The sequence below is a fragment of the Paraburkholderia elongata genome (assembly GCF_013177735.1).
Classification (GTDB): Bacteria; Pseudomonadota; Gammaproteobacteria; order Burkholderiales; family Burkholderiaceae; genus Paraburkholderia; species Paraburkholderia elongata.
Map to the genome: position 1 here is coordinate 142,933 of NZ_WOEZ01000032.1, position 13,922 is coordinate 156,854.

The 13,922-nt window shown below is 60.6% G+C and carries 10 protein-coding genes; 4 read left to right on the forward strand and 6 right to left on the reverse strand.

Annotated elements, in window-relative coordinates; translation table 11 throughout:
* Positions 1–9: 9 nt before the first annotated feature.
* Positions 10–1,416, reverse strand: a complete 1,407-nt coding sequence (locus GNZ13_RS06035; RefSeq protein WP_172161381.1) for an LLM class flavin-dependent oxidoreductase — start codon at positions 1,414–1,416, stop codon at positions 10–12.
* Between the two features lie 52 nt (positions 1,417–1,468).
* On the reverse strand, positions 1,469–2,308 hold the full coding sequence (locus GNZ13_RS06040) for a MetQ/NlpA family ABC transporter substrate-binding protein (protein ID WP_172161383.1): 840 nt from the start codon (positions 2,306–2,308) through the stop codon (positions 1,469–1,471).
* Positions 2,309–2,668: 360 nt separating this feature from the next.
* Here GNZ13_RS06040 and GNZ13_RS06045 point away from each other — a divergent pair, with 360 nt between their 5' ends.
* The gene (locus GNZ13_RS06045) at positions 2,669–2,992 is read left to right on the forward strand and encodes a helix-turn-helix domain-containing protein (RefSeq protein WP_328807187.1); all 324 of its coding nucleotides are present in this window, start codon (positions 2,669–2,671) and stop codon (positions 2,990–2,992) included.
* On the forward strand, positions 2,985–4,286 hold the full coding sequence (locus GNZ13_RS06050; protein ID WP_172161385.1) for a type II toxin-antitoxin system HipA family toxin: 1,302 nt from the start codon (positions 2,985–2,987) through the stop codon (positions 4,284–4,286). The genes GNZ13_RS06045 and GNZ13_RS06050 overlap by 8 nt, the downstream gene beginning before the upstream one ends.
* A 99-nt stretch (positions 4,287–4,385) precedes the next feature.
* On the opposite strand, the gene GNZ13_RS06055 is transcribed toward GNZ13_RS06050, so the two are convergent.
* The 4 genes from GNZ13_RS06055 to GNZ13_RS06070 all read right to left on the reverse strand — a co-directional run bounded on the left by GNZ13_RS06055 (position 4,386) and on the right by GNZ13_RS06070 (position 11,393).
* The gene (locus tag GNZ13_RS06055) at positions 4,386–6,008 is read right to left on the reverse strand and encodes an efflux transporter outer membrane subunit (protein WP_172161387.1); all 1,623 of its coding nucleotides are present in this window, start codon (positions 6,006–6,008) and stop codon (positions 4,386–4,388) included.
* Between the two features lie 13 nt (positions 6,009–6,021).
* Positions 6,022–9,207, reverse strand: a complete 3,186-nt coding sequence (locus GNZ13_RS06060; RefSeq protein ID WP_172161389.1) for an efflux RND transporter permease subunit — start codon at positions 9,205–9,207, stop codon at positions 6,022–6,024.
* A 74-nt stretch (positions 9,208–9,281) separates the two neighbouring features.
* The gene (locus tag GNZ13_RS06065) at positions 9,282–10,493 is read right to left on the reverse strand and encodes an efflux RND transporter periplasmic adaptor subunit (protein WP_172161391.1); all 1,212 of its coding nucleotides are present in this window, start codon (positions 10,491–10,493) and stop codon (positions 9,282–9,284) included.
* Between the two features lie 45 nt (positions 10,494–10,538).
* Positions 10,539–11,393 carry an alpha/beta hydrolase gene (locus GNZ13_RS06070; protein WP_172161393.1) on the reverse strand — a complete coding sequence of 285 codons (855 nt, stop codon included), beginning with the start codon at positions 11,391–11,393 and terminating at the stop codon, positions 10,539–10,541.
* A gap of 185 nt (positions 11,394–11,578) precedes the next feature.
* On the opposite strand from GNZ13_RS06070, the gene GNZ13_RS06075 reads away from it, so the two are divergent.
* Positions 11,579–12,583 carry a LysR family transcriptional regulator gene (locus GNZ13_RS06075; protein ID WP_172161395.1) on the forward strand — a complete coding sequence of 335 codons (1,005 nt, stop codon included), beginning with the start codon at positions 11,579–11,581 and terminating at the stop codon, positions 12,581–12,583.
* A gap of 224 nt (positions 12,584–12,807) precedes the next feature.
* The gene (locus GNZ13_RS06080) at positions 12,808–13,116 is read left to right on the forward strand and encodes a DUF4148 domain-containing protein (protein ID WP_172161397.1); all 309 of its coding nucleotides are present in this window, start codon (positions 12,808–12,810) and stop codon (positions 13,114–13,116) included.
* The last annotated feature ends 806 nt before the right edge of the window (positions 13,117–13,922 follow it).

Here is a 13,922-nt window from a genome sequence, read left to right on the forward strand (position 1 = left end):
TCGTTCCTCTTATGCTTCCACTGTGGATCGTGTGCCGGTTTGCGCATTACGCCGATGCTGCGCACCGGCATGCACGTCAGGCAGCCGCGCGCGGCCGCCGCCGAATAGTTTTTCGCGCAGCGTCGGCGCCGGGTCGTAGTCTTCCTTGTAGACCCCGCGATTCTGTAATTCCGGCACCACCAGATGGACGAAGTCTTCGAACGATTCCGGCATGACAGTACGCGTCAGATTGAATCCGTCGACGCCGGCCTCTTCTATCCACGAGATCAACTCGTCCGCGATCTGCTGCGGCGAACCGACTACCGGCTTCGCGCGGCCACCGAGCGTCATCTGTTCGAGCACCTTGCGTTTGGTCCATACGCCACTCACGCTCTTCTTCGAAATCGCCTCGACGGCAGATTGCATCGATTCGGTCTTCACATACGAAATCGGTTCATCCAGCGCGTACTGCGAGAAGTCGATGCCGGTCGAACTGGAGAAATGCGCGATGCCGCCCTCGGCGCTCGCATAACGCCGGTACTCTGCGAATTTCTCCTGTGCTGCGCGTTCTGTTTCGCTGACTACAACGGTGATGCCGGCAAAGATCTTGATATCGTCAGGCGCGCGGCCGAAGCTCACTGCCCGAGCTCGAATGTCGTCGACAATGGAGCGCGTAAGCTGCTTGTTCTGGCCGCCGACAAACACGCATTCCGCATGACGCGCCGCGAAATCCACGCCCCGGCTCGACGAACCCGCCTGATACAGCACCGGCGTGCGTTGCGGCGACGGCTCGCTCAAGTGAATAGCGTCGATCGAATAGTACGGACCGTCGTGTTTCACGCGATGCACCTTGTCGGGATGCGAGAAGATACGTGCCGCGCGATCGCGCACCACCGCGTCGTCTTCCCAGCTTTGCTCCCATAGCTTGTAGACCACGTCCATGTAATCGTCCGCGCGGTCGTAGCGGTCGTCGTGGCCGATCTGTTGCGCGAGACCCATGCCGCGCGCGGCACTGTCCAGATAGCCGGTGACGATGTTCCATCCCACCCGGCCCTTGGTCAGATGATCCAGCGTCGACATGCGTCGCGCGAACAGGTACGGCGGCTCGTAAGTCAGATTCGACGTGACGCCGAAGCCGATATGCTTCGTCACATGCGCCATCGCGGGCACGATCAGCGATGGATCGTTGATCGGAATCTGTACTGATTCGCGCAACGGCGTTTCCGGGCCACCCTGATAAACGTCGTACACGCCGACGATATCCGCGAGAAAGATCCCGTCGAACTTGCCGCGCTCGAGCGTTTGCGCGAGGCTCGTCCAGTAGTCGAGATCGGTGTAATGCGCCGAACGGTCGCGCGGATGCGTCCACAGACCATGATTGATATGGCCGACCGCATTCATGTTGAACGCGTTCAGCAGGATCTTTTTCTTCGCCATCGTGCGGCTCCTTGCGGTATGCAACGCTAGCTGCGTGGCCTGGTTGCCTAACTTACCAGGCAACGGCGTAGAGATTGCCGAAGGCTTTGTCGAGCGCGGCACGCACAGCGGGCGAATGCTGATAGATCGAGATGAACTTGCGGATACGCGGATCGTTGACGCTTTCCGGGCGCACGACCCACTGGATCGCATAGTTCTTGTTTTCCAGGCCGTCGAACAGCAATGCGCTATTCGGATCGGTGGTGCCTGCGAGCTTGATGAAGCTCGGATAGCCTTGGGCGAGATCGACGTCGTCGAGCGAACGAGCCAATTGCGATGCCTCGAGCTGGACGATTTTCAGATGCTTCGGATTGTCGATGATGTCAAGCGTCGTGGCGCGATAGTCGATACCCGGGGTCAGCTTGATGAGACCGGCGCGTTGCAGCAACAACAGACCACGGCCGCCGTTGACCGGATCATTAGCGATGGCGACGGTGGCGCCGTCTTTCAATTCGTCGAAGCGTTTAATCTTCTTCGAGTACAAACCGATCTTCATGATCGTGCCCGGCGCGATCGCGACGAAGTTATAGCCGCCCTGCTTCTTGGCGTTCTCGAGAAACGGGATGTGCTGGAAATAGTTGACATCGATATCCTTGTTGGCGAGCGCCGCGTTCGGCGTATTCCAGTCGGTGAACTCGATGATCTTCACGTCCAGCCCCTGTTCCTTCGCTTCGCGCGCGGCGACTTTGAGCGCCTCGATTTGCGGACTGGTAGCGGTGCCGATTTTCAACGTGGGGGTGTCCGCCGCGGATGCAGGCGCAGCAGACAACGCCAGCGCGACGCCGAATGCGCCGATCAGCGTTAGTGCTGGCGCTTGGAAAAACCGCTGCACTGCAGAGAGAGAAATGCGCATGGTGAGCTCTTTAGGGTTGGGGCGTGGCGTGTTTCGAGGCGAGCCGATCCCACGGCACGCGGGCACGCGTGCCGGAATCGGTCGGACAACAGAAATCTGCAACGCGCGGTTTAACCGGCGCGCGGCAGCAATAGAACGCGCGAGCGGATCAGCGCGGACAGCAGCAGGTCGGACAGGTCATCGCCTCTCTCCAGATGAGGTGCGAATCATGATAGACGGCGGGAAACCGGCGGTCTACGAACGGATTTTGCGAAGGAAAGCGGGAAAAATGATTTGGGGGTGACAGGATCGCCAGGTGGACTTGAAAACCGCAAAAATATGTATAAAATCAAAATTTAGCCATTTAAATTTGATTTAATTGTGAAAAAAGCCCAGCTGCTCGACATGCTGCCGTTCGAAGCGGAGGAAGTCATCGCCGCCTTGGGATGCAAGATCGGGCTCGCGCGCCGAGCCCGATTGTGGACTCAGGCAGACCTCGCCGCAAAGATGGGCGTCAGTGTGAACACCGTGGTCAACCTTGAGAAGGGCCGACCGTCTGTTGCATTCGGGCAAGTCGTCATGGCGCTGTGGTTGTTGGATTCTCTGGACGTGCTTCGCCAGGCCACGCGCCCGGAAGATGACCCCGTGATCCAGAAAGAAGCGCTAAAGCGCCTGCCGAAACGCGTACGGGGATCACATGGCTGAAAAAACGCGGCCAGTATGGATATGGCTTCCCGGCGAAGTTGAGCCAGTCGCCTGCGGCACCTTCGAATGGTCGCCGGGGATCGGGCAATTCGCCTATCTTCCGGAATATAGGGCGCGCGCTGGCGCCCTGCCTATCGATCCCAGCAACCTGCCGTTCTCGCGCTCGACGAAACCTGCAACAACAACACTAATGAACGGTGTTTTCGGCGTACTACGCGATGCAGCGCCCGAAGGATTCGGCCTGGATTTGCTCCTCGCGAAACACGCCAGGCAGGATCTCGACGAAATCGACCGGATGGACCTTGCGGTCGGAGATGGTGTCGGGGCAATCGAAGTCTGTTCGCCCGAAATGATCGATCGAAAGATCGCATATCGGCCGCCATCCGAAGACGAATTGAAACTGCAGCTCGCCGACGCCGAGCCCGGATTCTCGGTACGTCGCGTCGTTGAGCAGCTATCCGGAATAGACGACGGCACCAGTCTTGGCGGAGAAAAACCCAAACTGACCATCACGCGGCAAAGCGGCAGCTCGACACAATGGTGGATTGCCAAGCTGCAGGAGCGCGGCGCGGCACCGTTCCTTCCGGCACGTGAATTCGCAGCGATGACGCTGGCTGCGCAATGTGGCGTTGACGCAGCCCAAGTGCACTACCGCAGGATGGGCCAACACGAGGTCGTGTTGGTTAGAAGATTCGACCGCGACGTGGTAGCAGACGGTGTCCAACGCTCGCAATTCGCGAGCGCTGCAACCGTGCTGCGACTGCGCAGCGATTCGACCCGGGAAGACCCGGACCGTTCGTATGTGAAGTTCGCGCATGAGTTGCGACGTTGGTGCGCAGATCGGAATCAGAGCTACGTCGATCAGCAACGTGAACTGTGGCGACGTATGGTGTTCAATGCGTTGGTCGGCAACTATGACGATCATCCACGCAACCATGGACTGCTTTACCGCTCCGGATCCTGGGCATTGTCACCGGCCTATGACATCGTGGCGATACCGCGTCGGCGAGAAGATCAGGCGATGGCATTGAACCGCCAGGGAAGTCGCATTGCAACGCCAGAAAGCCTGGTCGTCGACGCACCGGCATTTTCGTACGAGATAGAGGAAGCGTGGGACACGTTGCGTGCAATGGCCGACGCCGTGCATACGTCGTGGCGCGCGTTATTCGCCATGTCATGCGGTCTCACCGAACAAGAGGTCGAGATTCAGCGCCCTGCTTTTAAACTTGCGGAAGACATCTCGACCGGACAGCAGACGCTGGATTTGGTGCGGTTAGGCCGACGCCGTCGATAAAGGCTGTTCACCCATGCCGCCAACAGACGACAAAAAACGCCGGGCCGCGTTTTCGCACGACCCGGCGTTCAACACCCGCCAACAAACTAAAAGCAAACCCTAGCGCTTCGCCACCTGATCCACCGACACAGAAGCAGTTGCAGCAGAAGCCTGAGCCGGACCCGAAGCCGGCGCAACCGCCCCCACCGCTTCATCGCCCGCAGGCTTCACATCGCCCCAGCCGCCGCCCAGCGCGCGAATCAGATTAACCGTCGCCACCGCCTGCGTGCCCGACAGATGACTCGCCTGCAGTTGCGTAAGCAGCACCTGCCGCTCGCCGTCGATCACATCCAGATAACTGACCGCGCCTTCCGTGTACTGCGTGCGCGACAGATGTGCCGCACGCTGCGAGGCCACGACCGCATCGTTCTGCTCGCGCAACTGATCGTCGAGCAAACGCAGATCGGACAAGTTGTCCTCGACCTCACGGAACGCCACCAGCACCTGCTGACGATATTGCGCCACATCCTCGTCGTACTTCGAGCGAGCCTGCGCGAGGTTTGCCTTGCGGCGGCCACCGTCGAACAAAGGCAGCGTCAGTGCGGTGCCGGCGAACGGCCCGAGAATGAACGCGCGGCTCGACCACTTGAACAGATCGCCGAGTGTCGCCGACTCTAACCCAAACGCGCCCGTAATATCGAGCTTCGGGAAGAACGCCGACTTCGCCAGACCGACCCGCGCATTCGCCGCCATCATCGCCCGCTCCGCCGCCGAAATGTCCGGCCGACGTTCGAGCAGCGCCGAAGGCAAACCTGGCGGCACACGCGCCGTCACCGGCACGAGCGGCGCTTCCGCGAACGAGAAATCCGCCGGCGGCTTGCCGAGCAGAATCGCCAGACTGTGCTCGGAGGCCGCGCGCTGACGCGCCACGCCCACTGCATCCGCACGCGCACTCGCCAGTTCGTTGCGAGCTCGCGAAACATCCAGCTCGCCGATATCGCCTTCCCTGAAACGGCGCTCGATCAGCTTCAGCGTGTCCTCGCGCAACGCCACGGTACGGCGGTACAGATCCTGATCCGTGTCGAGCTCGCGCAACTCGAAGTAGTTCTGCGCGACGTCAGCCTGCAGCGACAACTGAACCGACCGGAACAGCGCTTCAGTTTGCTGCTCGTCCGCACGCGTCGCATTCACATTCGACCCGACTCGCCCGAACAGATCGGTCTCATACGACGCACCCACTTGTGCGCGCCAGATCGTGCCCGTCGTGCCACCCGCGCTATCCGGCTGGAATTGCGAGGCCGCCGACGCCCGTTCACGCGTCGGCCCGAAGCCCGCGTCGAACTTCGGGAACCAGTCCGACTTCGCAGCCTGCGTCACCGCGCGCGCCTGTTGCACGCGTGCCGCGGCCGCCTTCAGGTCCTGATTCGCGGCGGCCGCCTGCTCTTCCAGCGCGTTGAGTTGCGGGTCGCCGAAAATCGTCCACCATTCGCCGCGATGCGCGTCGTCGGCGGGTTGAGCCTGCTTCCAGGTACCCGTGTCTTGCGGCGATGCGGCGGACGTAGCCGATGTAGCCGATGCACCCGATGTAGCCGACGCAGCAGCAGGCGCTTCCTTGAACGCAACCGGCGTATCCACCTCCGGTCGCTTATACGTAGGCTCCACGGAGCAGGCCGCGAGCAACGCCAGCAGCAGACCGCTGGCAGCCGCTCTGCCCCACCCGCTTAAAGATTCAAAACGCTTCATTATTGTTTTCTCCTCAGGCGTCCGTCACCGGCGCCCCAAGGTGCGGCGCGTCTTTCTGCGCGACGTGAATCGTCCCGCCAGCCAGCGTACGCAACACCACATAGAACACAGGGGTCAGCATCAGACCGAACAGCGTCACGCCGAGCATGCCGAAGAACACCGCGATACCCATCGCGTGACGCATCTCCGAACCCGCACCACTCGAGATCACCAGCGGCACCACACCCATGATGAAAGCGATCGACGTCATCAGAATTGGACGCAGACGCAAGCGGCTCGCCTCGATCGCCGCCGCCAGCGGCGTACGCCCGTCATGCTCCAATTCCCGGGCGAACTCGACGATCAGGATCGCGTTCTTCGCCGACAGCCCCACCAGCACCATCAAGCCGATCTGCGTAAAGATGTTGTTGTCGCCACCCGTGAGCCACACACCGGTCAGCGCGGAAAGCACGCTCATCGGCACGATCAGGATCACCGCGAGCGGCAGCGTCAGGCTTTCATACAACGCCGCCAGCACGAGGAACACGAGCAGCACGCTGATCGGGAACACCCACAAACCCGCATTGCCGGCGATGATTTGCTGATACGTCAGGTCGGTCCATTCGAGCTTCACACCGTGCGGCAAGGTTTCCGCTGCGACACGTTCGGCCGCGGCTTGCGCCTGACCCGACGAGTAGCCCGGCGCCGGACCACCGTTGATATCGGCAGCCGTATAGCCGTTGTAACGCACCACCATTTCCGGACCATACGTAGGCGTCACCGTCACCAGCGACGACAACGGCACCATGTCACCCGCAGCATTGCGCGTCTTCAGTTGCAGGATGTCGTCAGCACGTTGACGGAACGGCGCATCCGCCTGCACCCGCACCTGATACACGCGGCCAAAGCGGTTGAAGTCGTTCACATACAGCGAGCCGAGATAAATCTGCATCGTGTTGAACACGTCCGTGACCGGCACGCCGAGTTGCTTGGCCTTCACGCGATCCAGATCGACGTTCAACTGCGGCACGTTGATCTGATAGCTGGAGAAGGTCGGTCCGAGTTCCGGCGTTTGCGCCGCCTTCTTCACGAATGCCTCCGCTGCCTTGTTCAATTCCGCGTAACCCACCGCTCCGTGGTCCTCCAACTGCATCTTGAAGCCGCCGAGCGTGCCGAGACCCAGCACCGGAGGCGGCGGGAACACCGCCACGAACGAATCCTTGATCGCACCGTACTGCTGGTTCAACGCGCCAGCAATCGCACCGGCCGAGAGCTTCTTGCTGCCACGTTCCTTGAAAGGCTTCAACGTGACGAACACGATGCCCGCGCTCGAACTATTGGTGAAGCCGTTCACCGACAAACCCGGGAAGGCCACCGCGCTTTCCACGCCCGGCTGCTTCAGCGCGATCGCACTCATATCGCGGATCACTTTTTCCGTGCGATCCAGCGATGCGCCGTTCGGCAACTGCGCAAACGCGATCAGATACTCCTTGTCCTGCGCCGGCACGAAACCACCCGGCACGACACGCGACATCAGCACCGCTGCGCCCAGCAGGATCGCGTAGACCGCGAGCATCGCGCCCTTTCGGCGCAGCACGCCCGTCACGCCACGGCTGTATTCCGTCGAGCCGCGATGGAACACTTTGTTGAAGCCCCTGAAGAACGGGCCCAGCACGCGATTCATCACACGCGTCAGGAAGTCTTCCTTGGCGCCGTGGCTGCGCAACAGCATCGCGGACAATGCCGGCGACAAAGTCAATGAGTTGAATGCCGAGATCACCGTCGAGATCGCGATGGTCATCGCGAACTGCTTGTAGAACTGGCCCGTCAAGCCGGTCATGAACGCGAGCGGCACGAACACGGCAACCAGCGTCAGCGCGATGGCGATAATCGGCCCGCTCACTTCCTGCATGGCCTTATAAGTCGCATCGCGCGCACTGAGCCCGCTTTCGATGTTCCGTTCGACGTTCTCCACCACCACGATCGCATCGTCCACCACGATCCCGATGGCGAGCACCATCCCGAACAATGACAACGCGTTGATCGAAAAGCCAAATGCAAGTAGCAAGGAGAACGTGCCGACAATCGACACCGGCACCGCAATCAACGGAATGATCGACGCACGCCACGTCTGCAGGAACACGATCACCACGATCACCACCAGCGCAATCGCTTCGAGAAGCGTGTGGATCACGGCCTCGATACTCGAGCGCACGAACTGCGTCGGGTCATAGACGATCTTGTATTCGACGCCCGCCGGCATGTCTTCCGCCAGCTCTTTCATCGCCGCACGAACCTGATCGGAAATCGCCAGCGAGTTCGCACCCGGCGCCTGATTGATAGCGAGCGCAACGGCTGGCTTGTTGTCGAGCAGCGAACGCAGGCCGTATTCCGACGCCGCCAGTTCGATACGCGCGATATCACGCAGGTACGTCACGCCGCCATCCGGCGCGGTTTTGACGATGATGTCGCCGAATTCGCCTTCAGTCTTCAAACGGCCACGCGCATTCACCGACAACTGCAATTGCGTGCCCGGCACCGAAGGCGATGCGCCGATCACACCGGCTGCCACCTGAATATTCTGCTCACGGATTGCGTTGACCACTTCGGTCGCCGTCAAACCGCGCTGTGCGACTTTCTGCGGATCGAGCCAGACGCGCATCGCGTAGTCGCCCGAACCCCACAACTGCACTTCGCCGACGCCCTGAATCCGCGCCAGCCGGTCCTTGACGTTGAGCAGCGCGTAGTTGCGCAAATACGTCATGTCGTAGCGGTTGTTCGGCGAGATCAGGTGGACCACCATCGTCAGCGTAGGCGAACTCTTGATGGTCGTGATGCCGAGACGCTGCACGTCTTCCGGCAGGCGCGGCAGCGCCTGGTTGACGCGGTTCTGCACCAGTTGCGTCGCAAGGTCCGGATTGGTGCCGAGCTTGAAGGTCACCGTCAGCGTGAGATTGCCGTCGCTATTGGCTTGCGACTGCATGTACAGCATGTTCTCGACGCCGTTGATCTGCTCTTCGAGCGGCGCGGCGACGGCCTCGGCGATCACTTTCGGATTGGCGCCCGGATATTGCGCGTGCACCACCACCGAAGGCGGTACGACTTCCGGGTACTCCGAAATCGGCAGCTTGAAGAGCGAAATAATGCCCCCCAGCAGGATCAATACCGATAGCACGCCGGCAAAGATCGGTCGATCGATGAAGAATTTGGATATGTTCATGGGAAGCTCTTAACGTTGGAGCATGCGCCCGCTACGGTCAATTAATGTGACTGGATAAGCGCGGCGCACGAGGCTCACGAATTCTTGTCCGCTGCTTTTGCTCGCGTCTGCGCGAGCGGCGCGCTGTTCGGATCCTGATCGGTGGTCATCGGCACCATGTGAGCGCGGACAGCATCGCCCGGACGCACGCGCTGGATACCGTTCACGACGATCCGGTCGGTTGCCTGCAAACCGCCCTTGACGACGCGCAGGTTGCCCTGCATGTTGCCCACCGATATTTCGCGATACACGACGTGATTGCTCTGATCGACCACCAGCACGAATTTCTTGTCCTGATCGGTGCCCACCGCGGCGTCGTCGATCAGCAGTGCCGGATGCGGCTCGCTGCCGCCGACCTTCACGCGCGCATACAGACCCGGAATCAATGCACCATCCTGGTTATCGAAACGCGCGCGCACCCGGATCGTGCCGGACGACGTATCCAGCCGGTTGTCGACGGATTCGATCGTGCCGCTGCGCGAGTAGCCGCTTTCATCCGCCAGCCCCAGGTCCACCGGCACCTTGCTGCCATCCTTTGCGCGGCTCAGGTACTGCAGGTAGGTTTGTTCGTCAACGTCGAACGACGCGTAGATCGGTGAAACCGACACCAGCGTGGTCAGCGGCGCCGAGCTTGCGCCCGCCGACACCACGTTGCCCACCGTGATTTCCGCACGCGAGACGCGGCCCGACACCGGCGCGACGATCTTCGTGTAGCCAAGATTGATACGCGCGGTTTCGACGGCGGCTTGCGCGGCCTTCAGGTTGGCGCTCGCTTCGCGCGCGGCGTTCTGCTTCTCGTCGTAATCGCGCTTGGCGATCGCGTTGTCGGCGATCAGGCGTTGCGCGCGTTCCCAATCGCTTTGCGTGTAACCCGTACGCGCTTGCGCCGCCGCGACCTGTGCTTCGGTGCGGTCCACTTCAGCCGCGTACGGACGCGGATCGATCACGAACAGCGTGTCGCCCTTCTTCACGAGCGCGCCGTCCTTGAAGTTGACGGACACGATCGTGCCCGGCACCTGTGAACGGACGTCCACTTTTTCGACCGCTTCGAGGCGGCCCGAATAGCTTTGCCAGTCGGTGATGGTCTTTTGCACCACGGTGGCCACATCGACTTCCGGCACGATGGTCGGTGCCGCGGGCGAGCTTGCGTCGACGCGAATCGCGCCGAACGTGCCCAGCCCGGCCACGACGATGACGGCTAGCGCGGCAATCGCCAGACGGCGACGGGAAAGAGGAAGGATAGTCATGTGAAGCTCCCGGTATCGTTGATTAAAGTTGTGCTTATTTCTGTCTCAGCGATGGGCGCGCGCATCGAAGCGCCACTGAAAAAATCTCACCGCTTCCTGCAATGCAGGCGGATGGTCGGCCAACGCGGCGTGCGAGACGCTGGGACAGCGGACCACCTGGGTCAGCACGCCCGCGTCGATCAGGCTGCTCGCGTATTTCTCCGCTTCCACATGCAGCACATCGTTTTGCGCCGTCACGATCAGCGTGGCCGGCAGCCCCGCGAGGCGCGACGATTCGAGCGGCGCGGCATATGGATGCATGCGCTGCGACGCTTGCGGCAGATACGCGCGATAACACGCCGCGCATTCCTTCGCGGTAATGTCCGACCCGAGACGCTGCTCGTCGCCAAGGCGCGTGAGGCTCGGATCGAGCATCGGCCCGAATAGCGCCTGCGCGGCGATGCGCACGTCGCCGCGATCGCGCGCGATGAAAGCGAGGCAGTTGGCCAACTGTCCGCCCGCATCGTGGCCCGCCACGCCGACCTTCTTGCTATTCCCGCCAAACGCGCGTGCTCTTGTCTGCACCCACAGCGCCGCGCGATGTGCGTCTTCAGGCGCCGCCGGAAACGGAAACTGCGGCGCCAGCGAATAACCGACCGAGACGACGAGAGCCGGTAAGTGTTCTGCGAAATAACGCGCGGCGAAGTCGGCCTGGTCGATCGAGCCCTTCGTAAAACCGCCGCCGTGGAAATAAAGCAGTACCGGCAGTGCGGTTTTCTGTGAGTGCCGGTACAAACGCAACGTAATGTCCTGTGCGTGCCCTTCGATCTGCACGTCAGTGACGTCGAGTGCCGTGCTGTCTGACTGTGCCGAGCCGCTGCCGGCGGGCACAAAGGAGTACGGCGGTTTAAATGCATCCATGTCGAGCCGCGCAATGCGCATAGAACTTCAATGGTGCGAATTGTGGGTTCGGCAGACTCGTAAATAAATGCCTATAATCCGGCAACACAATTCGGCGCCTCTGAACAATCGAATGCGATTGCTCTGCGGATTCGCTGCAGATTCGACCCCTGCTCAGAGCGCCCGGCCCTTTTAGGAGGTTTGCAATGGACCGGCTTCAGGCCATGCAAGTGTTCACGCGCGTCGTCGACACCAACAGCTTTACCCGCGCAGCGGAAACGCTCGACCTGCCGCGCGCATCAGTTACCACCATCATTCAGAACCTCGAAGCGTTCCTCGGCACGCGGCTGATGCACCGGACCACGCGGCGTTTGTCGCTGACGCCGGACGGCGCCGCGTATTACGAACGCTGCGTGCGCATCCTCGCGGACGTCGAAGAGACCGAGGCCAGCTTCCAGAGCGGCAATAAGAAGCCGCACGGCAAGCTGCGCATCGACATGCCGGGATCGATCGGGCGTTTGCTGGTGATCCCTTCGCTGTGTGAATTCCACACGCGTTACCCGGACATCGACCTGCAGCTTGGATTGACGGACCGGCCCGTCGATCTGTTGCAGGAAGGCGTGGATTGCGTGGTACGGGTGGGCGCGCTACAGGATTCCTCGCTGGTGGCGCGGCGCATCGGTTTGTTCGAGGGCGTGACATGCGCGGCCCCCGACTACATCGAGCGCTCGGGCATGCCGACTTCGCTCGAAGACCTCGAGAATCACAAAGCAGTCAATTATTTTTCGAGCCGCACGGGGCGCACGATCGATTGGGCCTTCATGGTTGATGGCAAAGAAATCGAAGTGAAGATGAAGAGCATTGTGTCGGTGAACGACGCCGATGCCTACGTAACTTGCGGACTGGAAGGCTTCGGCCTGATTCAGCCGGCGCTCTTCATGGTGCTGCCGCATCTGCGTTCGGGCCAGCTGGTTGAAGTGCTGCCGGAGCTGAAACCTTTGCCGATGCCGATTTCCGCAGTCTATCCGCACAGTCGGCATCTGTCGCCTAAAGTCCGTGTTTTCGTAGACTGGATTGCCGAGCTGTTCGACCGCTGCCCATTGCTGAGCGGACGCGGCAGTCTCGACGCGATGTGCACGAAGCGTACATTTGAAGAACGCGAATCTGCTCCGACGCTCGATACGCCGGTAATAACGGAATGGGTCGCTTAGTGCGGGCTATTTGAAGTACAAAATCTGGAAAAGTGAATTTCAACCGCGGCTCTAATGCCGCGGTTGCCCTGCAGTAACCGCGGTAACACGCGCGTTGTCGCGATTGTTCCGGAATCACGACAATTCATTTCGCGAAAGTGCGATTTATCCGCACCGCTTCGAAGTCTACATTTCACCCTGTCGCAGCGCCGTTTGTGCTGCAAACGAATCGACAGGAGTGGATCATGAAACGCAATCTCTTAGCAGGTCTGGTTCTTTCGCTGCTTGCCAGCGCGCCGGTGTTTGCTCAGAGCAACGGTGGCGGCATTGGCCATGCGGGCACATACGAAACGCAGCCCACGCCGACCACAGGCGGCAAAACCCGTGCTGAAGTTCAGGCCGAATTGGTTGCGGCGTATCGCGATGGTTCGCTGCCTGCGTTGAATCGTACGTCGTATCCGAATAAAGGTCTGATTGGTCAGACGCAGGCTGCGCGTATTGCATTGCAGGAAGGTGCTGGCGGCGACGTCACGCGCGTGGCCAACGGGCAGTAAGGCGGATACGCCGCAATGATTCGGTTTCCAAAAGAAATTTTCATTGCGGGGGTATCTGTTCACTCTTTACAAAGGAGCATGTTATGACACCGTCTGAACTTGATAATTGGGATGTGGATGCGCCTGTTTGGACGCCTTATCGGGCGCCGTAACGATAGAGGTTTGGTTTGGTTTGGTTTGGTTTGATTTGGTTTGGTTTTGGCCGCGCGGCGCTTGTTTGTCTGTGTGCCTACGGCGTTGGCCTTTCCTTGATCTGACTTCTTGGCCTTTCCTTGAATTGATATTGGTCTATTAGCGTCGCCCCTGTGCGGGGCAGGCACTTACTTTCTTTGCCGCCGCAAAGAAAGTAAGCAAAGAAAGCGGCTCCAACCGCTAATTCTTAAGCGGGTCCCCTGGCTTGGAGGGGATCGTGGTGCATCTGGAATCTGTGTTCTCGCACATTCGGCGTGAGTGACAAGGCCGTCATACTTCCGGCAGCGCTGCGCGTGCCGAAAGGCACTTCATGAAACCGCCGGAGTTTTTTTGCGCTGGCGGTTTGGCTACAGCGCAGTGGTTCCTGCTAGCGCGCAGTCGCGCGCGATGTCAGCGCTGGAGCAGGGTCACATCCGAACCACGAGCGCATTGCAGCGCCTCGCCGAGGCGAGGCCGATGGCCCCCACCGAACACGAACGAAGCCTGTGTTTTCTCATGGCCCCTTCCGGCGAGCACGTAGTGCGAGGCGGGAAGCATGACTGCCTTGTCACTCATGCCGAATGTGCGAGGACACGGATTCCAGATGCACCACTACCGCAACTGTGCGAGGGACC

Bases quoted from the DNA above. Each gene is read 5' to 3' on its own strand.
- GNZ13_RS06035 (WP_172161381.1), bottom strand. From the start codon at position 1,416: ATGGCGAAGAAAAAGATCCTGCTGAACGCGTTCAACATGAATGCGGTC.
- GNZ13_RS06040 (WP_172161383.1), bottom strand. From the start codon at position 2,308: ATGCGCATTTCTCTCTCTGCAGTGCAGCGGTTTTTCCAAGCGCCAGCA.
- GNZ13_RS06050 (WP_172161385.1), top strand. From the start codon at position 2,985: ATGGCTGAAAAAACGCGGCCAGTATGGATATGGCTTCCCGGCGAAGTT.
- GNZ13_RS06055 (WP_172161387.1), bottom strand. From the start codon at position 6,008: ATGAAGCGTTTTGAATCTTTAAGCGGGTGGGGCAGAGCGGCTGCCAGC.
- GNZ13_RS06060 (WP_172161389.1), bottom strand. From the start codon at position 9,207: ATGAACATATCCAAATTCTTCATCGATCGACCGATCTTTGCCGGCGTG.
- GNZ13_RS06065 (WP_172161391.1), bottom strand. From the start codon at position 10,493: ATGACTATCCTTCCTCTTTCCCGTCGCCGTCTGGCGATTGCCGCGCTA.
- GNZ13_RS06070 (WP_172161393.1), bottom strand. From the start codon at position 11,393: ATGGATGCATTTAAACCGCCGTACTCCTTTGTGCCCGCCGGCAGCGGC.
- GNZ13_RS06075 (WP_172161395.1), top strand. From the start codon at position 11,579: ATGGACCGGCTTCAGGCCATGCAAGTGTTCACGCGCGTCGTCGACACC.
- GNZ13_RS06080 (WP_172161397.1), top strand. From the start codon at position 12,808: ATGAAACGCAATCTCTTAGCAGGTCTGGTTCTTTCGCTGCTTGCCAGC.